This is a genomic window from Paenibacillus sp. HWE-109 (assembly GCF_022163125.1).
GTDB lineage: Bacteria > Bacillota > Bacilli > Paenibacillales > NBRC-103111 > Paenibacillus_E.
Window position 1 is genome coordinate 6,932,844 of the sequence record NZ_CP091881.1, and the last position, 24,508, is coordinate 6,957,351.

20 protein-coding genes and 1 pseudogene are annotated in these 24,508 nt (G+C 48.4%); 9 read left to right on the forward strand and 12 right to left on the reverse strand.

Going from position 1 to position 24,508, the window contains the following annotated elements:
• Positions 1 to 111: 111 nt before the first annotated feature.
• A complete protein-coding gene (locus LOZ80_RS29735) occupies positions 112 to 261 on the reverse strand; it encodes a heme-binding protein (RefSeq protein WP_443146986.1) in 150 nt (49 codons plus the stop codon).
• Positions 262 to 363: 102 nt separating this feature from the next.
• Positions 364 to 1,551, reverse strand: coding sequence for an EAL domain-containing protein (locus LOZ80_RS29740; RefSeq protein ID WP_238167988.1), 1,188 nt, complete (start codon positions 1,549 to 1,551; stop codon positions 364 to 366).
• Positions 1,552 to 1,760: 209 nt separating this feature from the next.
• Between LOZ80_RS29740 and LOZ80_RS29745 the strand changes: the two genes are divergently transcribed.
• From LOZ80_RS29745 to pyrH, 3 genes are all read left to right on the forward strand, one after another.
• Complete coding sequence (locus tag LOZ80_RS29745) at positions 1,761 to 4,643, forward strand: ATP-binding protein (protein ID WP_238167989.1); 2,883 nt, start codon at positions 1,761 to 1,763, stop codon at positions 4,641 to 4,643.
• A 128-nt stretch (positions 4,644 to 4,771) separates the two neighbouring features.
• Positions 4,772 to 6,097 (forward strand): MFS transporter, encoded by a 1,326-nt coding sequence (locus tag LOZ80_RS29750; RefSeq protein WP_238167990.1) that lies wholly within the window; start codon positions 4,772 to 4,774, stop codon positions 6,095 to 6,097.
• A gap of 93 nt (positions 6,098 to 6,190) precedes the next feature.
• Positions 6,191 to 6,925: a UMP kinase gene (gene pyrH / locus LOZ80_RS29755; RefSeq protein WP_238167991.1), complete on the forward strand. Its 735-nt coding sequence runs from the start codon at positions 6,191 to 6,193 to the stop codon at positions 6,923 to 6,925.
• Positions 6,926 to 6,976: 51 nt separating this feature from the next.
• On the opposite strand, the gene LOZ80_RS29760 is transcribed toward pyrH, so the two are convergent.
• Entirely contained in the window at positions 6,977 to 7,861 is an 885-nt protein-coding gene (locus LOZ80_RS29760; protein ID WP_238167992.1) for a GNAT family N-acetyltransferase, read from the reverse strand.
• A 172-nt stretch (positions 7,862 to 8,033) separates the two neighbouring features.
• On the opposite strand from LOZ80_RS29760, the gene sigY reads away from it, so the two are divergent.
• The 3 genes from sigY to LOZ80_RS29775 are packed head-to-tail and all read left to right on the forward strand — an operon-like array spanning position 8,034 to position 9,198.
• Entirely contained in the window at positions 8,034 to 8,555 is a 522-nt protein-coding gene (sigY, locus tag LOZ80_RS29765; protein ID WP_238167993.1) for an RNA polymerase sigma factor SigY, read from the forward strand.
• Positions 8,556 to 8,978 (forward strand): DUF5345 family protein, encoded by a 423-nt coding sequence (locus LOZ80_RS29770; protein WP_238167994.1) that lies wholly within the window; start codon positions 8,556 to 8,558, stop codon positions 8,976 to 8,978.
• On the forward strand, positions 8,971 to 9,198 hold the full coding sequence (locus LOZ80_RS29775) for a sigmaY antisigma factor component (RefSeq protein WP_238167995.1): 228 nt from the start codon (positions 8,971 to 8,973) through the stop codon (positions 9,196 to 9,198). Before LOZ80_RS29770 ends, LOZ80_RS29775 begins: the two co-directional genes overlap by 8 nt.
• 1,153 nt (positions 9,199 to 10,351) lie before the next feature.
• Here LOZ80_RS29775 and LOZ80_RS29780 read toward each other — a convergent pair.
• The 7 genes from LOZ80_RS29780 to LOZ80_RS29810 form a co-directional block, all read right to left on the reverse strand.
• A complete protein-coding gene (locus tag LOZ80_RS29780; RefSeq protein ID WP_238167996.1) occupies positions 10,352 to 11,023 on the reverse strand; it encodes a GNAT family N-acetyltransferase in 672 nt (223 codons plus the stop codon).
• A gap of 41 nt (positions 11,024 to 11,064) precedes the next feature.
• Positions 11,065 to 11,742: a GNAT family N-acetyltransferase gene (locus tag LOZ80_RS29785; protein WP_238167997.1), complete on the reverse strand. Its 678-nt coding sequence runs from the start codon at positions 11,740 to 11,742 to the stop codon at positions 11,065 to 11,067.
• A gap of 34 nt (positions 11,743 to 11,776) precedes the next feature.
• Complete coding sequence (locus tag LOZ80_RS29790) at positions 11,777 to 12,634, reverse strand: carbon-nitrogen hydrolase family protein (protein WP_238167998.1); 858 nt, start codon at positions 12,632 to 12,634, stop codon at positions 11,777 to 11,779.
• 71 nt (positions 12,635 to 12,705) lie between these two features.
• The gene (locus tag LOZ80_RS29795; protein WP_238167999.1) at positions 12,706 to 13,695 is read right to left on the reverse strand and encodes an acrylyl-CoA reductase family protein; all 990 of its coding nucleotides are present in this window, start codon (positions 13,693 to 13,695) and stop codon (positions 12,706 to 12,708) included.
• A gap of 137 nt (positions 13,696 to 13,832) precedes the next feature.
• Positions 13,833 to 15,410: a UDP-glucose--hexose-1-phosphate uridylyltransferase gene (locus LOZ80_RS29800; protein WP_238168000.1), complete on the reverse strand. Its 1,578-nt coding sequence runs from the start codon at positions 15,408 to 15,410 to the stop codon at positions 13,833 to 13,835.
• Between the two features lie 40 nt (positions 15,411 to 15,450).
• Entirely contained in the window at positions 15,451 to 16,437 is a 987-nt protein-coding gene (gene galE / locus LOZ80_RS29805) for a UDP-glucose 4-epimerase GalE (protein WP_238168001.1), read from the reverse strand.
• 1 nt (position 16,438) lies between these two features.
• On the reverse strand, positions 16,439 to 17,620 hold the full coding sequence (locus tag LOZ80_RS29810; RefSeq protein WP_238168002.1) for a galactokinase: 1,182 nt from the start codon (positions 17,618 to 17,620) through the stop codon (positions 16,439 to 16,441).
• Positions 17,621 to 17,817: 197 nt separating this feature from the next.
• Here LOZ80_RS29810 and LOZ80_RS29815 point away from each other — a divergent pair, with 197 nt between their 5' ends.
• The gene (locus LOZ80_RS29815; protein WP_238168003.1) at positions 17,818 to 18,675 is read left to right on the forward strand and encodes an AraC family transcriptional regulator; all 858 of its coding nucleotides are present in this window, start codon (positions 17,818 to 17,820) and stop codon (positions 18,673 to 18,675) included.
• A gap of 93 nt (positions 18,676 to 18,768) precedes the next feature.
• The gene (locus LOZ80_RS29820) at positions 18,769 to 19,164 is read left to right on the forward strand and encodes a VOC family protein (RefSeq protein ID WP_238168004.1); all 396 of its coding nucleotides are present in this window, start codon (positions 18,769 to 18,771) and stop codon (positions 19,162 to 19,164) included.
• Positions 19,165 to 19,254: 90 nt separating this feature from the next.
• On the opposite strand, the gene LOZ80_RS29825 is transcribed toward LOZ80_RS29820, so the two are convergent.
• Positions 19,255 to 21,282 (reverse strand): methyl-accepting chemotaxis protein, encoded by a 2,028-nt coding sequence (locus LOZ80_RS29825; protein WP_238168005.1) that lies wholly within the window; start codon positions 21,280 to 21,282, stop codon positions 19,255 to 19,257.
• Positions 21,283 to 22,053: 771 nt separating this feature from the next.
• Between LOZ80_RS29825 and LOZ80_RS29835 the strand changes: the two are divergent.
• Positions 22,054 to 23,231, forward strand: a pseudogene (locus LOZ80_RS29835) (IS3 family transposase).
• Between the two features lie 292 nt (positions 23,232 to 23,523).
• On the opposite strand, the gene LOZ80_RS29840 reads toward LOZ80_RS29835, so the two are convergent.
• A complete protein-coding gene (locus LOZ80_RS29840; protein ID WP_238168008.1) occupies positions 23,524 to 24,507 on the reverse strand; it encodes an ABC transporter permease in 984 nt (327 codons plus the stop codon).
• Position 24,508: the final 1 nt, after the last annotated feature.

Consider the following 24,508-nt stretch of genomic DNA (forward strand, 5'->3'; position numbering starts at 1 on the left):
AACTGCCACCCCCCTTGGAGAAATGTCCAAATTAACGGGATGTTTTCCAGTTAGCAAAAGCAACTGCAAGAGACTGACTTCAGGTTGATCTCTTGGTGTGACAACCCCTACTTACACTTCCTTGTTTAAAAACCCCTTTAATACCGTGATCTCGAATGCGTGATCCTCTTCCTGTGAAAGCCCAGCCACGGTTATTGTCCCAATAAAGCCCATATTTGCAATAACAATCGGGAATGCGCTCCCATTAGCGGCATACTCCAATTAATTATTTATACTAAGACAGCGGTTTTCAGTCAATAATTGTCTTAGGTTTTGTAGAACACTTAAAGACCCACAGAAAGCCTCCATGAGTCCTTATTACAATTAAATGACCAGATCCAAAAACAAATAATACCCCTCTCCCAAAGCACAGGAGTACGTCTGAATCTGATGCGACGTATCCAAGTCTGTATAGGCTTGAGAGAGAATGCCCTGCTCCTGCAGGTTCATCATGAGGATATTGGAGATAAAATAGGGTCTCCACGTCCAGTTCGCCCCGCGGTAGCTCTCATCTTTACTCCAAGCTTCCTCTTTGCGGGTATAATTAGAAGAGACTTGGTAGCCGTCTCCTACGCATATGTACATTCGTATACAATTATCTGGAACGTTATTGATCATGTTCTCGATCACGTGATCCGCATCTTCCGGGGTTGCGATTCGAACGGCATCATGAATGAGCGCATCCAAGCTCTGATGAATAGCCAAGATACGGCTGTAACGCTGGAATTCGCTCTGGCCAAAGATGTTCATCTCTTCTTTCAGCATGGCTTTGAAGACAGCTTTGTTCTGGAAATCAGGTTCTGCTTTCGAGAAAAGGAATCCTTGCACATATCTAGCGCCAACTTGAAGCGCGCTGTGCAGTTCTTGTTTCGTTTCGACGCCTTCGACGAGGAGCGAGGCACCCATTTGAGCCGCCAAGATGGAGAAGGACTGCATCAAAGCCTTGTAGCCAGCGTGAATGACGCTCTTTTTCAAAATATTAAGGTCAATCTTCAAGATCTTGGGCTGCAAGCTGGCTATCCGGTCGAAATTGCTAAAACCGCTGCCCACATCATCAATCGCAATCGTACAGCCGAATTGCCGATATAACTCTACGATCTGTGTTAGCTCCTGAAGCTTCCCGGTAAACTCTTCTTCGGTTACTTCAATTACGATACGCGCTGGATTTATTTGGTATTTCCTTAACAATTCAATGGTCGGTAGAACGCCCGTCCGCTTATAGGTTCTGTAAATCCATGACGGCTTTAAGTTAATGAACAGCGAACTCTCGTCATCGACGCTAGCGATCCGCTCAATCGCCCTCTCTCTTAAGTACCGGTCAATGAGAAGATGCTCCTCTTCCGCAATGTCGGGATCTTTGAAAAATGGGCCTAAACTCTCTACCTGGCCTTCCCGTACCCGTCTTCCCAATGTTTCGTAACCAATAATTTCTTGGCTTTGCAGGGAAAGGATGGGTTGGAAGAATGGACGTACTTCCTGTTTTGGCGGAATCCTGCTGTCTTTAAACTGCACGGTTGTGCGCCCTCCTCAAGCAAAGATTAATGTTCTCAAACATAACATCAATCCTCTAATGAATAGTATTGTAAACGACATCGACATTTCTTGCAATGGATTCATGGAAGAAAACATAACATTATCGTTTTTTAGAGGATTTTGTTCGTGTTTGTCGAATTTAGATACATTTCATCCCATCCTATTAGAATCTAGGTGACCCTTCGTTTATGAAGACATTCACGAAATCTCGGATCTCTCTGCTATACGTTATCTTAATTGTAGTCTTACTGGCGTTCGTAAGTGTCTCCAACTACATTGCATCACGGAATATGGAAAGCGAAAATAATGCGATCGTGAATGAGTCGATTCCTATTGCTACCACAACGAACAGTTTATTGACGGATTTAATTAATCAAGAAACGGCGATCCGTGGGTTCCTGCTAACTTCCATTGAACAACATCTAGAGCCCTATACAACGGGAAAAAAACAATTGGAAGATGATTTAGACAATATTCGCGTCTACGATAAGAAATATCCGACCTTACAGCTCATTATGGATACGCAAGCCATCCCGGCTATTACGAATTTGCAGAAGCACTATGATTCGCAATTAGAATTGATACGCGCCGGAAAAAGCGAGGAAGCCAAAGCTCGAATAGCGGCAGGCAAAACGATGATGGACCGCTATCGCATGATTCATACCAGCATCGAGAAAACCATCGATCAAATTACATCAGATGCCTACACAGCCTCGCTGAAAGCCGGTCAAACCTCCCGAATGATTACACTCGTCGGCGGTATTATTGCTTTGATCGCAGGCAGTCTATCGATCTTCATCTCATTTCGAGCTATTCAAGCGGAGGAAGAGCTGCGAAAAAGCGAGGAAACCTACCGCTATATGGCAGAGAGCCTGGAGACGCAGAATGAGGAGATTATCGCTCAGCAGGAAGAGCAGCAGGTCACCTTGGCCAAATTATCTGAGAGAGAGCGCGACTTGGAACTCATTTCCTCCTACCAGGAGAAGTTAACGGGTTATGTGGAGCTGAAAGATTTCTTGAAGCAAACCCTGCCAGCCTTGCTCAACTCATTGGCCCAGGATGCCGCTTTGGTCGTGCTGGAACGTCCTGAGAACGAAGATGATACGTCCTATGAAGTCATTCATTCTATTGGATATCCCAAGAATCACATTAAGCAACATCAGAAGGAGCTTTTTGGTCCTGCGAAGCGCGTATTTGATGAAGGCATACCGAATTATCACTCACGCGATGTGTCAGGGCATGAACAAGGGATTCACGGCAGCATGATACGGGCTATCGACCAGTATATCCCGCTTTTTGATGATAAACAGTCGGTCATCGGCTTCTTGTTGTTAACCAGCTACCAGAGTTCCTATCTTCACGAGAGTAATGAACGCCTGACCAAAGGCTTGGTGCGCCAGTTCGGCTTAGCTTTCTATTCCCAGGTAATGAATGATGAACGACTCAAACAAGCAGCCAATTTGGCTGCCCTGAATGACCAACTGACGGCGGAGAAACAGCTTATTGAAGGACAGCGTGATTTGATTCAAAATATTTTGGAATCTGCTCACGAAGGCATGATGATGTGTGACTCCCACGGCACCATTCTCTTCTCCAATCATCGCATGAACCGTTATTTCGGCCTGAACGAACGGATCGGCGAGAATTTGGTTGAAAGCTGTCACGAAATCGCGGTTGAAACAACAAGCTTCATTGGCGTTGCTACATCCATTGAGGCCCTAATTGACGGCTCCCATTCCCATATGACGCAGCGTTTCAGCTTCATGTTGGATGAGCAGCCCCAATATGCGGAGCTGTACGCAACCGTTGTAAGTGAAGATACGGAACAACAGGGCTTCTTGTTCGTATTCCGCGACCGTACCGAAGAAGAACGTATTGATGAGATGAAAAATGAGTTCATCAGCATTGTTTCCCACGAACTGCGGACGCCGCTGGCCAGCGTACTCGGATTCATTGAGATCCTCCTGCATCGTGAGCTATCGCAAGATAAACAGAAGAAATACATGGAGACCATCTACAAAGAAGCGCACCGCCTATCGAATTTAATTAACGATTTCTTGGACTTGCAGCGTATGGAATCCGGTCGTCAGCTGTATCACTTCTCACCGATTAACCTGGTGATGACGGCGCAGGAAATTGCCGATCAGTGGCAGGATAAGCAAAACCATCGCATCCTTATCCATCAGCAGGAAGATGAATTATGGGTTCGCGCCGATGCGGATCGGATGCGTCAGGTGTTCCACAACCTGATCAGCAATGCCATCAAGTACTCACCGGGCGCAGACCGCATCGATATTCGACTGACCGTGGAACAAGGGAAAGTGATCATATCGGTGCAGGACTACGGTCTTGGCATTCCAGAGGAAGCACAAGGGCAAATGTTCTCGAAATTTTTCCGTGTCGACAATTCTGATCGCCGACAAATTGGCGGTACGGGGTTAGGCCTTGCGATTGTCAAAGAAATTGTCGAAGGTCATAACGGCCAAATCTCCTATACGTCTGAGATGGGGCAAGGCACGACGTTCCGCGTCGTCTTTGATCAATTCCACATATCCACGATGGATGGGAAAATTGTTATTTTCGAAGATGATGATGATCTAGCCAAGCTGATTCAAGTCGCTTTGAATAAGTTCAATCTTCCCTCTATCCAGCTGCGTTCCGCGGAAGAAGGCATTATCGCGCTAAGCCGCTGTATAGGAGAGCCTATACTATTCATCGTCGATATTCATCTGGAAGGGTCCAAAACAGGTTGGGATTTCATTGCTGATCTATCCCATCATCCCGTGTATTATCAAACGCCTGTGATCGTTTCAACAGCGCTGGACCAGCCGCATGATTATCATGAGAAAGATATTCAAAAGTATCTCAAAAAGCCTTTCTCCATGGAGCGACTCGTCCAGGTGGCGAAGCACTTGTTGGAAACCAAGCAGAGCAATGCTTACGTCTTCCATACCCAAGATAAAGCATCGCTATCCACAACCCTGCAGCGCAACGGTATTGATATCATCGAAATGAAAGCAAATATGGATATGATCGAGGTCGAAATCAAGAAGCCGCATTCAGACTCCTAAGATCAGCGAATTTCTCCTTCCGGTGTCTCGGATGGAGAGATTTTTTTATTGTAAAAGGAGAGGGATTTCTCTGCCCGGCAGCCAATATACTAGATAAATATAAGTATGTGAGAGAAGGTGTGAACCCATTGGCAAAGCTCGAATATGCTTCCAACCAAAGACAGGCACGCAATGTCTGGACCCTGTTCTTTTCTTTGCCCATCTTCGCTTGGGCGATGTACGATTTCGCGAATACGATTTTCTCCTCCAATATCGTAACTGTCTTTTATCCCTTTTACCTCAAAGAAACGTTAGGCAAAAGCGAAGAATTAAACCAGATCGCCAGCACGTTCATCACTTACTCCAATGCGATATCCAGCTTCTTCCTCGTGCTGCTCTCGCCGTTATTCGGGGTTTGGATCGACCGAACAGGCAAGAAGAAAGCCTATCTGATTCCTTTTACCCTAATCGCCATAGCAGCCACACTGCTTATGGGGGCTTCAGCTATATGGGATACGGAGCAGCAGTGGCTGGGCCTTAACACATCCGTACTAGGCGTCATTCTCTTTTTTATGATCGCCAAATTCTTTTACAACTCCAGCTTAATCTTCTACGATTCCATGATCTCAGACTTGGGCAATACACGCGAAATCCCGATTATTTCCGGTGTTGGCGTAGCCGTTGGCTACGTGGGAACTTTAGTCGGACTTGTCGTCTATCCCTTGATTAACGGGAATCAGTTCGAGAACACGTTCATCCCCAGCGCGCTGATGTTCCTGCTCTTCTCCCTGCCAATCATGCTCTTCTACAAAGAGAAGCCTATTCAAGCGGCCGGTGAGAAAAAATCGCTGCTCAGCGGGTATAAGGAAATCTGGCTTACGTTCAAAGAAGCACGAAATTACAAGGCAGCCTTCCTGTTCATGATCGCCTACTTCTTCTTCAATGATGCCATTGCCACCGCAATAGCAGTGATGGCTATCTACGCGAACACGGTCATGGGATTCACAACCGGACAATTCATTCTGCTCTATTTGGTTTCTACGATATCTAGCATCATAGGTTCGTTCCTCTTCGGTTATGTGACCCGCAGCCTCGGTCCCAAAAGAGCTGTGACGATCGTCGCCTTCATCCTGATTATCGCTATTGCCATAGCGTCTCTAGCCACTAGCCAGAGCTTATTCTGGGTCGCAGGCAGCTTGTACGGCGTATCTATGGGCGCTATGTGGGTAACTTCACGGACGCTTATCGTGCAATTAACGCCGGAGGAGAAACGCGGCCAGTTCTTCGGACTGTTCGCCTTTTCCGGAAAAGTGTCCTCCATCGTCGGTCCCGCTCTGTACGGATCGATTACGTGGGCGCTTGCCTCCTATGGAAACATGGCTAGCCGCGTAGCGCTGGGCTCCCTCTTGCTCCTCGTGATTATTGGGCTACTCGTACACATGCGTGTGCCGCAGAAATTGCATTCATCCTCGTGATTCAGGTACAATAATTTTTAACGGAAACACTAGAGCATTCATTGCCTTAGTGTTTTTTTTCGCAGATTTTCTCATTGGAAGGGAGAACGGGATATGCGGTACAAACGGGTCCTCATCAAGCTGAGCGGCGGTGCTGTCGCGGGCAATAGCGAGTTTGGTTTCGATCCCACGCAGCTGGATCACATTGCGAATGAGATTATGACGGTCGTTCAATTAGGTGTCGAGGTGTGCTTAGTCATTGGCGGAGGCAATATTTTCCGCGGCAATATGGGGGAAAGCTGGGGGATCGAGAAAGCCGAAGCCGACAATATCGGTACGCTGGCGACAGTTATTAATAGCCTTATGCTGCGCGGCGTTTTGAAAGCGAAGACCGAAGCGGAAGTACGCGTCATGACCGCTATTCCAATCGCCTCCGTGGCCGAACCTTTTATCCGGCTTAGAGCCATTCATCACCTGGAGAAAGGGTACATCGTCATCTTCGCCGGCGGCAACGGACAGCCTTTTGTCACGACAGACTACCCGTCGGTCCAACGAGCCATCGAAGTCAACTGCGAAGCCATTCTCGTGGCCAAACAAGGCGTTGACGGCGTCTTCGATAAAGATCCCAAACATCATAAAGAAGCCGTTCAGTACAAGTCACTCCACTACAATGATGTCATCCACAACAATTTGAAGGTCATGGACCAGTCCGCCTTCATTCTAGCCCGAGATTATCACATTCCCATTCATGTTTTTAACTTCGATAAGCCTGGATCTATGAAAGAGATTTGCATGGGGCAAAATACGGGCACGATCATTAGCGGCTCTTCGGAACTTATTTATCATTGATAATGACAAAGGATAGAACGCAGCGCAAGCTGCCGCTCTATCCTTTTGCTTTTAGCCAAGAATCCATTCATAGTAGTCATTCGCATTCTTGGTTCTGAACCCGCAGGATTCATAGAGACCAAGTGCCTTCTCATTCTCCACAGCTACTTCAAGCTTGATGTAGGTTGCTTGCTCCCGCTCCTGCAGTTCAGCTATCGTCTGACTAAGTACTAGGCGTCCGTATCCCTTGGAACGATGCTCTGGCAGCATACAAAAACCATAGATAAACCCCATGCCCTCGGCTTCTACCATAGCGCCAATTTTGCCCACTGGCTCCTTGGACTCGCCAACCTCCGCAATCCAGGTCCGTTCTTTCTCGCCATTAATCGTCTGACTAACATACTCTCTCGTATCCTGCTCCGGCATCTGGAACCCCGCCATATTCAGCTTCACCAGCAGTTCCGTATCCGCCTCGCTTGCCAAGCGTATCGAAATTTGCTCGCCTGCGGCAGGCAGAAGCACGGGTGCAGTCCCTTTAAACTCCATTACGTACTCAGAGAAACTATACGTTGCGCCCAGATTCGTCAAGAACGCCTTACCGCTCTCAGCGCCTCGTTCATTAATGAAAATCAGCTTAGGAATCTGCCGTTGTCGACAGATCGCCATGGCATTTTGGACCAATTGACGGAAAATTCCTTGCCGCCGCGCATCCGGATGCACCATCCCGCTAATTTCCACTTCCGTAGACAGAAAGCTATATATGGCCAAGAACCCGACAATGCGGTCATTCTGGTAAAATAAAAAGTCATTCGTCACCCCAGGCGGTCGATCTGATAAAGTGCTCCAGTTCAACTTAATCTCAATATCTTCCTGACGATTGCATACCTCCCAAAGCTTCCGAACTTCCTTCAGCTCCTGAGGTGAAAGGCCATCTCTCGCTAAAATGCCTTGTTTCAATAGATTGTCCTCCACTTTCCAATTATCGATCTGCTGTCATTATACATGCCTTCTGGCGGAAGTGGTAAGCTAATAAATAATTAAAGCTATATTTTACAGACCGTGAACGATTCACCGGAGCTGTGCGTATTACTTAGGCATTCAAACGGACAGAGGGGATGGTCGAGAACACTTGGAAGAGCATGAACTTATTCGCCAGGCTCTGCGGGGAGACCATGCCGCACTGTCTCAGCTGCTCCAACTGCATTATGATTTTGTTTATAAATATCTGCTGAAAATCACGATGCATCCGGCCATGGCCGAAGATCTCACACAAGAAACGATGATCAAAAGCATTGAGAAAATATCGCTCTACAATGAGAAATCCTCCAAGTTTTCTTCTTGGCTCATGACCATCGCTACTCGTCTTTACATTGATCAAGGCAGGCGCCGCAAACGTGAAAAGCTGTGGCAGGAAGAGCAGCAGCAGTCCTTGCGCTACATGCAGTGGCAGGCAGGGAATCAGCATGAGGATTGGCCTGATGTGTTGAATGCTTTAACGGAACTATCCGAGGATAGCCGCATCCCGCTCATTCTGAAACATTATTATGGCTACACCTATGAAGAAATCGGCAGCATACTCGCCATCGCCGAAGGCACGGCCAAATCCAGGGTGCATCATGCATTGAAACAAGTACGGAAGGAGTTAGGTTAGATGGATACAAGCAAGAAACCGCCTTCCCGGGGCGAGGAGGCTGCTTCTGATGGGCTTACCGGGAAATTGCAGCGGGATGGCGCGGCTGAGGCGCATGCGCGAGTTGAGCAAGGTGGGGGACCCAGTGATGAACAAATCGTTCAATCGCTAAAAGAAGGGTTGAGCACGCTCGATCGCATGTTTCCATCCTCTTCCCCTACCGCATCTTGGTTCGAACAACAAGTAGCCGCGACAACAAAGAAACAACGCTCGAAACTGCTGAGCGATTTGCTTAAACTTTGGCTGGGTGCGCTTGTCCTGCTATATCTCTTGTATGTAACAGCGACTGCTCAGCCAATCGCCTTCACATTGCTGCAAGCTGCCGCCTTAATTGCACCATTAGCATGGTTAATTCTTCGAAAGCAGGTGGATACGCATGAATAATCCTAATTGGGACGCATTGCCTCTGTGGGCTTGGATCAGCTTGGCAATCCTTTTGCTCAGTCAAAGCACTTGGTTGTTCGTTGATGCGCGCAAGCGCAGCGCCCGTTATCCTTGGTTCTGGGGCATCTGGGGCATCATCCAAATGCCCACGCCGCTGATCATCTATCTGTTTGCCGTCCGCAAGATTCATCGTGGCTGGTCGCGTAAGCCACATGATTGAGATTGCCCCATTCAAGCCAAAAACCCTTCCGTCCACCACCGTATGTGGAACTGAAGGGTTTTTCGGCGTGAGGACTGTCCCCCTTCGCAAATGTAAGTTACTTGCGGGCACAAACCATCAGTCATGCGTTAACGAACTGTATGATGCTTATACGTACGAAATTGGCTACTTTAAAAATCTAACGAGCTCAGTTAGCGTTATGTAGTAGTTTTCGGGCGGGATTGTGAGCTTTTGCGGGGAATAACGCATCTGGAATTCGTTAGTTTTTTAAAATGAACCTTTTTGCTCGAATAAGGGGTACTGAGTTCGTAAAGGGCTGGGGGTACTGGATTCGTAACGGGCAGAGGGTAAAGGCTGGGTAAGGACAGGGGGAGCCATAGGGGCCGGCCCTCCAAGACCCATCCACCTTGCAGCACAGCCGCGCCGCCTCTTAGAGCGGCAAAAGCGGTAAAGCCGTCCGCTGCTCCAAACCAGCGACCATGTCATGCGTTAACGAACTGTATGATGCTTATACGTACGAAATTGGCTACTTTAAAAATCTAACGAGCTCAGTCGGCGTTATGTAGTAGTTTTTAGGCGGGATTGTGAGCTTTTGCGGGGAATAACGCACCTGGAATTCGTTAGTTTTTTTAAATGAACCTTTTTGCTCGAATAAGGGGTACTGAGTTCGTAAAGGGCTGGGGGTACTGGATTCGTAACGGGCAGAGGGTAAAGGCTGGGTAAGGACAGGGGGAGCCATAGGGGCCGGCCCTCCAAGACCCATCCACCTTGCAGCACAGCCGCGCCGCCTCTTAGAGCGGCAAAAGCGCCAAAGCCGTCCGCTGCTCCAAACCAGCGACCATGTCATGCGTTAACGAACCGTATGATGCTTATACGTACGAAAATGGCTACTTTGAAAATCTAACGAGCTCAGTCGGCGTTATGTAGTAGTTTTTGGGCGGGATTGTGAGCTTTTGCGGGGAATAACGCACCTGGAATTCGTTAGTTTTTTAAAATGAACCTTTTTGCTCGAATAGGGGGTACTGAGTTCGTAAAGGGCTGGGGGTACTGGATTCGTAACGGGCAGAGGGTAAAGGCTGGGTAAGGACAGAGGGAGCCATAGGGGCCGGCCCTCCAAGACCCATCCAACCTTGCAGGACAGCCGCGCCGCCTCTTAGAGCTGCAAAAGCGGTAAAGCCGTCCGCTGCTCCAAACCAGCGACCATGTCATGCCAGGCCTGCGGCTTGTTCGCCAGAATCGCATAGTAGCGCTTCAGGAACTCCACAACGATCGCGGCATCAAGCTCCGCAGCCTCCTCATCTGTCGGCAGGAAGCAGAGATCAAGCTCCTCTACGGCTTCGCCATTGTTCTCCCATGACGGGTGAACATAAGGGAAATCGATCCGCTTATACCCTAGATGCGACAGTACTTCACGTCGCACGTACGGATCCATCGGCTTCACGCCGCCAAAAGCATGCCCCTCGATCCGATAAGGATCATAGATTTCGGCGAACATCCCAAGCATTGGCTTACCCGATTCTAAGGCCAAAGCCGCCAAGTCAGCCCAGCGTTTACGCGCCAGGAACCGCCCAATACCAAGCCCTGCTTGACCGATAATCGTGAAATCGGTCATCGCTACCTGAAAATCGTCATAGTAGCGATACTCTGTCGTACCCACCACTTTACCTTCATGCACCGCTACGAATACACGGATGCCCGGGTCCTCCAACGGCTCTTTCCATAAAGAATATTCGAGTACCTCTTCCGGAGGAAATACCTCCTTCATCAAATCATGCATCGCGCGAAATAAAGGATTATCAATACTTGTTATGCGGATGTACTCCATCTAATCTTGTCACTCCTCTCAGTTTGTCCAAAGCTTTTGCTTCATGGCCGAAACGGATTCCGCCACTCCATCAGAAGCGCATAGTTCAGCGACTCCACATCCTCTAGATAGTTCGGCACCACCTGCACCGGCGTCCTGCCGCATCGCAGCAAGAACGTAAGCACAGGGTCCTTCACGTTCCCCTCCATCACTTCGTGGACATATTCGTCTGCGCTCCACTTGTCGGCATATCGCTGATATCCGGGCATCCGGCCACCGCCAAGCAGCCTGCTTAGCCCCAGATGCACAACTACTTCATACATGGACTGCATCATCCACTTTCCGAGCCCAAGCTTGCGGTACGCAGGCCGTATGCAAATGTCTACAATGTAGAGGGTATCTCCGTCCGGTCGATGCGTACGAATATAACCTTCATCCGTTATCGTAGACCAGCTATGGTCAATGGCATCGGCTTCCTCATAATTAACACGAAGACCTGTAAGGGATCCTGCGATCTCGCCAGCCACTTCTACACAGAGCGCCCCTTCTGGAAACCGTGTGATATGCTCGGTCAGTTGTTCTTCATCCCACCAAAGCTCCGAAGGAAAGGGCGGAGGAAAACTTTCCTGCTGTACCCGAATGAGCGCGGCGAAGTCCTCCTGGCCATATGTGCGAATGACAGCCTCAATCGGCTTGTCACCGTCGAAGACGAACATCTTTTTCATATAAAACGCTGCCATGCCGCTAAAGCACCTCCTCATTGCCCACCCTTGTTTAGGACCAGTCCGTATACAAATCCGTTCGGCGGTCACGCCAAGTGGTGACAGAACCTTTTTCCCGCACTAGGGTCAAAAGGTCCAAATCCAGATCAGCCGTAACGACCATATCACCGTTGATCTCACCTTCAACCAAGATGCCTTTTGGCGGAAAAGGGACATCATTAGGCGTAAGTACCGCTGCCTGCCCGAAATTTCCCCGCATGAAGTCAACTGTCGGCAAGGCCCCGACCGTCCCTGTCGTTACCACATAGATTTGATTCTCAATCGTTCTGGCATGGCACGTATAACGCACCCGATGAAAGCCATGGCGATCATCCGTGCAAGACGGCGCAAAGAGGACATCCGCTCCGCGAGCCCTTGCCATCCGTACGATTTCGGGAAACTCCACATCATAACAGACCAGCATGGCGATGCGGCCTTTATCCGTATCAAAAACCTGGAGCGAATCTCCAGCCCCCATATTCCATTCCTTGACCTCAGTAGGGGTAATGTGCAGCTTTTTCTGCTCCCCGATTCGTCCGTCTGGATAAAATAAAAAGGCTGTATTATACAACTTGCCTTCCTCTGCAATAATATGAGTGCCACCAATCAAATGCATGCCCGTCTGCTGAGCCAGCCCTTGAAAAAGGCTGCGGTAAGCTTCCGTGTAGGCAGGCAAAGCCTCAATCGGCAGCGCCTTTCCATTGTCGTCCCCGATGGACATCAGTTGCGTAGTAAACAACTCCGGAAATAGGACAAAATCCGCCTCAAACTCCTGGGCTATTTTAACATAATGCTCCACTTGCGCGGCAAACTCCTCAAAACTATGTATCGTGTGCAAATGGTACTGCACAGCCGAAACTCGCATCTTCAACGTCGACCTCTCCCTTTCAAGCACTTTTATCGCCGTATCCTGCGATCCTGCAACCCTATAACCCTATAACCCTATAACCGGACAAGCACTCTCCCTCTCACCTGCCCGTTCAAAACTTCGCCGGCGACCGCCTCGACTTCCTCCAGCGTCACTTCTTTATAAACAGTCCGCTCCAATAACGGCGGTTTCAACTCCGTCGCTATGCGCTCCCAAAGAGGCTTGCGAATCGCCATGGGACAGTACACCGAATCAATGCCTAATATGTTCACGCCCCTTAAAATAAAAGGGTACACCGACGCGCTGAACTCGCCGCCACCTGTCAAACCACTCAGCGCCACGGAGCCGCCGTATTGCATCCTGCTGAGCACATGCGCCAGTGAATTGCCCCCGACAGGGTCAACAGCTCCAGCCCAATATTCCTTATTCAGCGGCTTCTGGACTTGCGGGGATAGTTCCTCACGGGAGATAACATGCTTCGCGCCAAGCTCCACTAAATACGCATGATCAGCGAATTTCCCCGTGCTCGCTTCCACTTCGTATCCCAGTCCTGCCAGCATGGACACGCTGCTGCTTCCCACACCGCCGGTCGCACCTCGCACCAGCACAGGCCCTTTGTCCTTATTGAGCCCATTGTTCTCAAGCCACTGAATTGAAAGCGCCGCGGTAAAGCCTGCCGTACCAAGAATCATCGCTTCCCGATGCGATAGTCCCGAAGGAAGAGGAACTACCCAATCTGCCGATACGCGCGCGAATGAGCTGAAGCCGCCATAATGCCCTGTGCCCAGTTCATAGCTGGTCACCAGCACGTCGTCACCTTCCCGATAACAGCTGTCCGACGAAGCAACCACAGTACCCGCCAAATCGATCCCAGGCACCATCGGATAAGTTCTTACGACACGCCCCGACGGACTGCAGGCCAGCGCATCTTTATAGTTCATACTCGTATATTTAACACGAATCGTTACTTCTCCTGCTGGCAGATCCTCCAATGTCAGCTCTTTGACCTCGACAGCAAATTGACCATCTGCGCGCTCAACAACTAATGCCTTGAAGCTCTCCATCCACTTCGCCTCCTCAGTTCGCAACGAATCCTGATCCCGATCACCACTTTCTCAGTTTACTAAAATGAGGCCTTAGTTTCAAAGCATGGCGTGCACAAAAAACTCCCCGGTCACCATGACCAGGGAGTTTAAACTATTTATGGCTGCACAAAGCCTGCAGCGGTCAAAAACCGTTCAAAAGCCGCTTGCCCGGCTTCATCACGCTTGAAGACGCCTGCGTCCAGCAGCACGTCCATGAACTTGCTGCCGACTTCCGCCTGCAGCAGCGCATTGGCTTCATCCTGCGTCAGCGACGCGCCCTGCTTCGCGAGCAGCGACGCGATCCACTCCTCATGCTTGTGCAGCGGATGAGCGGCTTCCGCTTGGATCTCGCTGCCGAATTCGGCTTCGCCGGTGAGGATCTTCGCGATATCCGCGAGTTCCTCTTGCAGGCGGCCTGGCAATACGGCCAGCCCCATGACCTCAATCAAGCCGATGTTCTCCTTCTTGATGTGGTGCAAGTGCTGATGCGGATGGAAGATGCCATCCGGATGCTCTTCACTGGTGCGGTTGTTCCGCAGCACCAGGTCAAGCTCGTACTCGCCGCGCGCATTGTTGCGGGCGATCGGAGTAATCGTGTTATGCGGGATCCGCTGTCCGTCCTTCTCGCTGAAGGCGAGGACGTCCGCTTCCGCATCACTGTAGGCCCGCCAGTCTTCGAGCAGCTTGCTGGCCAGCTTGTACAGCTGCTGCTTGTTATGGCCGCTCAAGCGAAGAACCGACATCGGCCATTTGACGATGGCTGCTTTCACGCCTGCGAAGTTCGCATGTGAGAATACTTTCTCACTTGGCGCTATTTCCATCGGGAATTGGTGGCGACCGCCTTGGAAATGATCGTGGTTCAGAATCGAGCCACCCACAATCGGCAGATCCGCATTGGACCCGATGAAATAGTGCGGGAACTGCTCAATGAAATCCAGCAAACGGTAAAACGTATTCGCCGTCGTTTTCATCGGAATGTGCTTCTCATGGAAAATAATGCTGTGCTCGTTGTAATACACATATGGCGAGTATTGGAAGTACCACTTCTCACCGTCCAGCTCCAGTGGAATGACACGCAGGTTTTGCCTAGCCGGGTGATTCACACGGCCTGCATAACCTAAATTGTCCACACACAGGAGACATAAGGGGTAGCTGCTTTGCGGCAGCGTTTTGAGAAGAGCAATTTCCTTGGGATCTTTCTCCGGTTTGGAAAGGTTGATCGTGATCTCAAGATGGCCATAAGGTGTTTCGGCTAACCAATAAGCATTCTTCTGGATACGGTCCATACGAATGTAATTGGAATCAATCGATTGCTTGTAAAAATAATTCGTGGCCGCTTCAACACTAGTCGATTTCGCCGTATTCCAGAATTGATGAACAACCTCGGAAGGACGGGGCATTAAGAGCCCCATAATGCGTGCATCCAACAAATCACGGTAAGTCGTCGTATTTTCTTCTAGAAGGCCGATTTCATAGGCAGCATCCAAAAGCTCCTCCAAAACGGCAACGGGACTCGCCAACTTCTCATCCGGCACCTCCCCTTGAAAGGGCTCAGCAAGTCCGAATAGATCGAGTAAAGCATTCCTTGATGTGTACACATCAAGGTGCTCAACCAGCCCATTTTGCTTGGCGAACTGCAGGAGCCTTTCGATCACTAATGCTGTATGCTGCGACGCTTTCAATGCGTGTTCCATGTGCCACTTTCCTTTCTGCCTAACAGATCTATATGCAGCCCTACTTTTCGTAGCCGTTCGGGTTGTTTTGATGCCAGTTCCACGCGCTTTCGATGATGGCTTCCAGGGAATCGCGTGTCGGTTTCCAGCCAAGCTCGGTTCTCGCCCGATCGGAAGATGCGATCAGCGTAGCGGGATCACCGCCTCTGCGCGGTTCGATCACAGCAGGAATCGCATGCCCAGTTACTTTGCGGGCAATATCAATTACTTCTTTGACCGAGAAGCCTGTGCCGTTCCCCAGGTTATAAATATTGCTGTCCGCTCCGCCGCGGAGCTTCTCAACAGCAAGTACGTGGGCGCTAGCCAAATCACTAACATGTATATAGTCCCTTACACAAGTGCCGTCAGCTGTCGCATAGTCTTCTCCGAAGATGGAGATATGCGCTCTTTGACCAAGTGCCACTTGCAAAATAATCGGGATCAAATGCGTCTCTGGACTATGATCTTCCCCGATTTTACCGCCTGCATGCGCGCCAGCTGCATTAAAATAGCGAAGCGATACATATTTGATGCCATGTGCTGTATCGAACCATTTCATCATTTTTTCCATAGCCAGCTTCGTTTCGCCATACGTATTCGTCGGCAATGTGCGATCGCTCTCCAGGATCGGGATATTTTCAGGCTCCCCGTAGGTGGCTGCTGTCGAGGAAAAGACGATTCTTTTCACGTCGTATTGTGTCATTTTTTCAAGCAAGCAAAGCGTTCCGTACACATTATTGTGATAATATTTCGCTGGATTCGTCATGCTTTCCCCAACTAGCGAGTTAGCCGCAAAGTGGATAATAGCGTCAATGCTGTTTTCCGTAAAAACCGTATCTAGAAAATCTCCATCGCGCAAATCCCCCACGTAAAGCTTGCCGCCCAGCACAGCATTGCGGTGACCTTGCTGCAAGTTATCCACGATCACGACTTCTTCGCCTTTGGCCAGCAGTTCTGCTACGGCATGAGATCCAATATATCCCGCTCCACCTGTTACCAAAATAGCCATCTTACAACGCCTCCCCGACTTGCTCAACACCATTGCCGATATCACATACGTAGAAACTTGGTGTTAGGCCTGTTTTGTCTGTATATTCTTTGCCCACTTGTTCGATAAATGTTTGAACGCTGTCTTCATGGACCAAGGAAACTGTGCATCCGCCGAAGCCTGCCCCGGTCATCCGTGCACCAAGCACACCAGGAACTTTGAGCGCTGCAGCGACCATAGTATCCAGTTCCACGCCTGTAACTTCATAGAGGTCACGCAGGGAGTCATGAGAACCAATCATCAGCTTGCCAAATGCTTCAAGATCGTTCGCTTCCAGCACTTCAATTGATTGAAGAACACGGTCGATTTCTTCTACAACATGCTGCGCTCTGCGACGAACCGTTTCGTCCGGAATCAGGTGCTTGAACTCGTTAAACTGCGCCAAGTTCAGTTGACCTAGCAATGTAATAGCTGGGAACTGCTTCTGCAAGTAAGTCACAGCCTGCTCGCACTGGCTTCTTCTCTCGTTGTAAGCAGAATCTACGAGCCCTCTGCGTTTGTTCGTATTTCCGATAACCAGTTTGTAGCTGCCGCTTTGGAAAGGCACATGGCGATATTCCAACGTGTCGCACATGAGCAGGATCGCGTTATCCTTCTTGCCATTTGCAACAGCGAATTGGTCCATAATGCCACAGTTCACACCAACGAATTGGTTCTCTGTTTTTTGTGCGAGAAGAGCAATTTTCACAGTGTCAATCGGATAATTTTCAAGTGTCAGCAAGCCGAAAGCTGTAACCACTTCAATAGAAGCTGAGGAGGAAAGTCCAGCACCATTCGGGATTTCACCATGGAATAGAAGGTCGTACCCCTGTGTAACCGGGAAACCTTCTTTGGCCAAGTGCACGAAAATACCTTTAGGATAGTTGATCCAGTCGTCCGCTTCTTGGTAGCTCAAGTCATCTATGGAAATTTGTTTGCGAAGTGCCAAATTGGTTGAAGCAAACCCGATAACACGATCTTGTCTCGGACGAATGATCAGGGTAGTTCCGAATGTTAACGCTGCAGGAAAAACATAGCCGCCATTATAATCCGTATGCTCACCAATCAAATTTACACGACCTGGAGCATGAAAAGCTGAAATTGCCGTCGCTGAAGTCCCATAAATCTCAATAAACGTGTCTTTTAAAGCCTGCAAATCTGCCATTTTGGCACCGCCTTTAGTAGGTTTAGAATCAATAGGAGAAGTAACTTTGTAACTTCAGTATACGAGAAGAAGCTGAGGTTGGCTATGGAGGCATGTTATTTTCACATGGAAAAATGTGATCTTAGGATTTCGTAACTTCTTCCTTCTATGGTAATGTATAGTTAGATGATTTCCATCGATCGGAGAGGATATTCGCTATGTCCAAGCCTGAAAGTTATTATGTCGTTTCGAATCCACTCCCAGCAGAGGAAAAGAGGCTCACCGTGCTGTTCGCCGGAGAAAGTCAGACGAAGCCGGAGCACCGTTTGGGCCCCAAGGTATATGACTACTATTTGATTCACTACGTTGTTTCGGGAAAAGGCGTGTTCTCCTCCCAAGGCGAAGAGCACGCACTCGGAGCTGGCGATAGCTTCATCATCGAGCCTGAGCAGCTGATCAGCTACGTCTCCGACGAGTCCGATCCTTGGCATTATTGTTGGATTGCATTCACAGGGGAACAAGCGGCTGCAAGCGTATCAGCAACTGGATTAAACCCTTTGCTGCCCATCATCCATACTACGCGGAATCGGCATATTCCCGTCCTGTTTCGGCATATCCAGCAAGCCTTGAAAGCTAAGAAAACCAATGCGCAGCTGAAATCAGTCGGATATCTTCATCTATTATTAGGTGAATATTGCGAAGCTCTAGCCTCCTCTACAACTGCCGGTCTAATCACAGAAGCAGAGAGCGACCGGATCGTGCAGCAAGCGATTCATTACTTATCCACGCAATATGCTGAACCTATCACCATTGAGCTAATGGCCGAGAGTTTGGGCTATAATCGGGCCTACCTTTCGCGCATGTTCAAGCGCCATACCAAAGTAACACCTGTCACCTTTCTCCTCAAGCTAAGAGTAGATAAAGCAAAACTGCTGTTGCGTGAACGGCTGGAGCTTACCATTGAGCAAATTGCCTCCTCCGTTGGGTTCTATGATCCGCTTTACTTCTCTAAGCAATTCCGCCGGTGGTACGGCGTCTCGCCCAGTGAGTATCGGAATCAGATGAAGTCTTTATGATGTGCTTTTGAAGAACAAAGAACACTTGTTCTTAATTTGATTCGATGTTATACTCAATTGAATTGTTACTAGCGAATAAGGAGGATACTACTCATGAGAATGCGCTTGGAAGGCCTAACCCTTCTGACCAATGAAGTTTCCCGTCTAGCCAGCTTCTATCGAGATGTTCTGGGATTTCCTACGGTAGTTGAGGAAGCGGACTATGTTGAATTGGAAAATAGCGGCGTGCGCCTGTCGATTTGTTCTAAGCCTTTGATGGCTGATAATACAAACGGGCATTATTCCTTTAGCGAAGAGCGCAAAGGACAAGCATTTGAGCTTAATTTTCAATGTGATTCTCCGGAAGAGGCGATTCAGAAGTATGATGAATTCGTTGCAAAAGGAGCAACGGCAATTGCAGCGCCAATTATGAAGCATTGGGGGCACACAACAGGATTTTTTGCAGATCCTGAGGGTAACATTCATTCCATATTTGCAGTCAATAAATAAGGCCAACCGGACGTCCGGTTGACCTTATTTCTATTGCTTTGCTGTATGCAGCTCCTAAGGCAGTTCTTAAGGCAGATCGCGACTTACGCTCTAACACGTTTTAAATCTAGCCAACGATTCTTGCAGTTCTTGTGCCATGGTACTTAAATCCTCCGCTGAAGCAGAAATTTCCTCCATCGACGAGAGTTGTTTCTTCGACCCTTCAGAAATACCTTGTCCATGATCATGAGAAGCTTTCGTCATGTGGACAATTTCATTCATAGATGCTGTGACCTCTTGTGTGCCAGCTGACATTTCCTCGGAAGCCGCCGATACCTCCTGAATTTGATTGGAAATCTCTTGGAACGCCACAATAATGCGATTAAAGACCTGACCTGCAGTATCAATCAACTCGGAACCTTTCCCTACGTCCATAACACCTTTATTCATCGCTTGAACAGCTCTTATCGTTGAAGTCTGCACCTCTCGGATCAACGTTGAAATATGAGCTGCTGAAGCAGAAGACTGCTCTGCCAGCTTCTTCACCTCATTAGCTACTACCGCAAACCCGCGCCCTTGCTCGCCCGCTCTCGCGGCTTCGATCGAAGCATTAAGTGAAAGCAGCTGAGTTTGGTTGGTGATTTCACTTATTACCGATACAATTTCTCCGATTCTATGAGAGTACTGCTCCAGATCTCTCATATCTTCTGCCGATTTCCCAACTGATTCATGAATGAACTTCATCTGCTGGACTGCCTGATTAATGGCATCACGTCCTTGTTGTACTTCTTGCAGGGAAGTTTGCGATGCTTCCGTCACAACGGATGAGGACTCAGCAATACGTTGCACGCCAACGGCCATTTCCCCCATCGCAATAGACGTTTGCTCAGCTCCCTGCAACTGGCTTTTACTTGCATTGAATACTTCGTGTATGGATTCAGCAATTCGATTGGAGATGCCTACTGATTCGGTAGCTACAGCCGTTAGTTCCTCTGACGAAGCCCCTAACTGCTCAGCCGTATAGCTGGCTTTGCCAACGATATCTGCGAAGGAATCCAGCATCTGATTCATATTCCCGCCAAGCTCTCCAAGTTCATCACTACGCTTGATGGCAAGGCGCTCCGTTAAGTCTCCCTGTGCCATCTTTTTTACAGCTTTGGTAATGGCAAGAATCGGTTTTGTTATGGTTGTGGAGACCATCAAGGAGATAGCTGCTACAAGAATAGCCGTAATCACCGCCATCCATATTGATACTTTATTGGCAGTTTTTACTGAACTGTACACTTCAGAATCAACCACATCCGTAACCAACCGCCAGCCTGTTGACGGAATCGTTTCAAAGCTGATCTCTTTGACAACCCCGTCGTCGCCTGTAAATTCAAACCTGCCGCGCGCTTCTTTCAAGACAGTCTCTTTGTATTTGGCAGCTTCCGTTGGAGTAAACACATTCTCTATAGTCTTCCCCATCTTGTCTGCGTCTGGATGAGTTAAGAAAGCTCCAGACGGTGACATTAGATACCCATAGCCGGACTCTCCGATCTGTATCGTCTTTGTATAAATCGTAAGGTTATCCGTGGAAATGGGGCTGGAAACGCCTCCAATATAATTTTGCTTATCATCCAACAGCGGGACAAATAAAACGACAATATGATTTCCCGTTGATTTACTAACGAGCAGGTCCGTACTTACTGGTTTTTTCGTTTGCTTCGCTTGCTTGACATAGTCACGGTCAGCTACTGAAATTTTTTGACCTGTTGACGTCAACGCCATATCATCTTTGTTCACATAAATATACTGTTCAACGTCCTTGTTGGCTTGCTCAAATTTTTTGAGCGTCTTAACGATTTCCTGCTCATTCCCGCTTTTGATCTCATCGAACTTGAGTAATTCATTTAAAATCGAAATTTGCCGTTGAATTGAGTAATCTATCGCCGTTACATTTGTTTTAAGGACACTCTCTTCCTTGGAGTGAACTTCATCCGTGACGACTTTATTCAAATAATAAGAAGAAAAAATCGTACTAAATAGCATCGGAACCAGCGCGATAAAAAGAAACATGACTGTCATTCTAGCCTTGAACGACTTCAGCGATATGATTCTTGTCCACCCTCTTACATTAGCTGGTTTCTGTAAACTCATTATCTCTTCTCCCCTTCACTAATAAATTCAAACAAGTAACCTATTCCTAGTAATTTCGACAAATTCCTGCATAATACGACATTAGTGAAAAAACCCTGAGGGAAACGCGCGCCTGCCGCGCTTTCCGAGCAGTTAAGGCTGTATTTCAGCGTTACTGTCGGCCTCTTCGGCCGGCTTCGCCCCTGTAACGCTGTGAAACAGCCTTAACTTTCGGGGATGCGCGCGCCAGCCGCGCTTTCCGAGCAGTTAAGGCTGCATTTCAGCGTTAACTCGGCCTCTTCGACCGGCTTCGCAACTGTAACGCTGTGAAACAGCCTTAACTTTCGGGGATGCGCGCGCCGGACGCGCTTTCCGAGCAGTTAAGGCTGCATTTCAGCGTTAACTCGGCCTCTTCGACCGGCTTCGCAACTGTGAAGAGGCATCGGCCTGTATAACACGCACAGTCGTCTGAAGCAGCTCTACGGCACAGGACTTCATATCCAAAGCACAGTTAGCCAAGGCACGACAGTTTCGTTTACTATACCGCTTCCCGCAATATCGCTGGCTGCTGAATGATGCTTGGACAAAAATAGGCTACCCCAGAGGGTACATGGCCTTGAGGTAGTGAGCTGCTCCCCCTTTTATGCAAATAAGAGTCTTTAGCAGCTCTTATTCGTACAAAAAAGGGGGGCCTTTCATGAATAGAGGTTCTGAATGCATTTAGACTTAACAGTGGACACAGCGAATTGGGAAATTAGATAATAGACCTATCTAAATGACGAGGTGTCCGAGATGAGTGAATTCCGCCAACGGTACAATCAAAAGTTCAAAGAAGAAACGGTTAAGTACATTCAACAACATAGTAAATCGATTCCGGATATTGCAAACGAACTGAACATTCCAGCGAAAACATTGAGCAGTTGGGTCAGTAAATATCGCCAATTTCCAGATGAGCCCTTCGTAGGAAGTGGCAATCTACGTAGCCATGACCAGATCATGAAAGACTTGGAACAACGCAACAAAGACCTAGAGGAAGAACTAGCTATCTTAAAAAAGGCGCTGCACATCTTCAGCAAAGACCCGAAGTGAGATTCAAGTTCATTGATGACCACCGTTCAACATTTCGAGTTGAGAAGATGTGCAGCGTACTAGGTGTATCCAAGAGCGGCTATTATAAATGGCGAACCACACCCCCAAGTGAGCGGAAAAAGTACCGCGAAGCGTTGGCTAAAGAGGTGGAAAAGGAGTACTTGGAATCGGATCGGAATTACGGGAGTCCGAAAATTACAAAGGAACTGAGAAAGAAAGGTTTCAAAGTCGCTGTCAAAACGGTTGGGCGTATCATGAAAAAGAAGGGTTTACGCTCACAAGCTATAGGGAAATTCAAGGTGCAAACAACGGATTCCAATCACAGCCACCCGATTGCGCCAAATTGGTTAAATCAGCATTTTGATGTGTGTACAAGACCGAATCAAGTATGGGTTACCGACATCACGTACATCCATACACGTCAAGGAAACCTTTATTTAGCAAGCGTTCTTGACTTGTTTACCCGCAAAATCGTTGGCTGGCAGCTGGGCAATCGCATGACCGTGGAACTGACGCTAGACGCCTTAAATCAAGCATACGAAGCCAAAAGGCCGCCTAAAGGCCTTATCCATCATTCAGACCGAGGATCGCAGTATGCATCTAATGAGTACCGTAAACAACTGAAAGAATACCATATGATTCGTAGTATGAGCCGTAAAGGCAATTGCTACGATAACGCTTGTATAGAGGCTTTTCACAGCATTCTCAAGCGGGAATTGGTGTACAGATATAAATTTCAAAGCCGCCAAGAAGCACACCAACGAATCTACTGGTACATTGAGTTTTTCTACAACAGGAAACGTACGCACAGCAAGCTTGGCTATTTGTCTCCAGACAAGTTTGAATCCCAGTACTACAAGCAAATAAAACTGATTTCTTAGCTCTTTTTTTTGTGTCCACTCTATTGACTCAGATACAGAAAGACTCTTATCTCTGGTGAAACATGCAAAAACTACCCACACTCGAAGCAGTAAGAGTCTCTAAGAGCTCTTATTTGTGCAAAAAGGGGCCGTTTCACACGAATAGCAGTCCTTGGAGACTCTTATCAGAAGGCAAAAAGTAAAAGTTAGTCTAGAGGTCGTCGGTAATTTTCCTTTACCCACAATCTGCTCAAACAAGCAGCACTGGATGCAAAAAAAGGAGCTAAGCGCGTACCGCTTAGCTCCTTTTCATTTATCTTTTACCTGGATCGTAAGGCTCACCCAGAGCAGACGGGGCTTTAGCCCTGCCTACAGCGCCCGCCAAGACCAGAATCGTCAAGACATAAGGCAGCATGTACAGGAATTCCTGCGGGATGTTCTTTGAGAAATCAAACAACCGCATGAAGTTGTTAAGTGCTTGCGCCATACCGAAGAATACAGCGGCTCCGAGCGCGCCGACTGGATGCCATTTGCCGAAGATCATGGCGGCCATGGCAATAAAGCCTTGCCCAGAGATCGTATTGTGCGAGAAGGTGCTTGTCGTAGTTAACGTGATGGTTGCCCCGCCAAGACCGCCCAGCAAACCGCTGATCAGTACTGCGATATAACGAATTCGCTTCACTTTGATCCCGACGGTATCCGCGGCGCTTGGATGCTCGCCAACGGAGCGCAGACGCAGACCGAACGGGGTTTTGAACAAGATATAGTAGGTTAAGCCTACGAGAATTAAGGCGATATACGTCGTTGGATACGCATTGAAAAATGCAGGACCAATGTACGGTATTTTGGATAGAAGCGGAACTTCCCATTTGGAGAATACATCATTCAACGTTTCGGTTTGACCCGCGCCATTGAACAATACTTTGACCAGGTACAACGTTACGCCAGCAGCCAAGAAGTTGATAACGACACCGCTGATCACTTGGTTAGCTTTAAAAGTAATCGTCGCGACCGCATGAATGAGCGCAAAAATCAGCGCAAACAGCATGGCTGTCAGCAAACCGATCCATGGTGACCAAATCCCCATGTTGGCTTCTTCCGCATAGTAGGCACCCACCGCTGAAGCGAAAGCCCCTGAGACCATAAGGCCTTCGATCCCAATATTGACAACCCCTGAACGTTCCGAGAAGATACCACCCAAGGCTCCGAAAATGAGTGCGGTCGAGTAGACAAGCGTCGTGTTGATCAGTTCACTAAATTTCGAGAAAAACGCGTTAAGCATCGTGAGCAGGTCCATA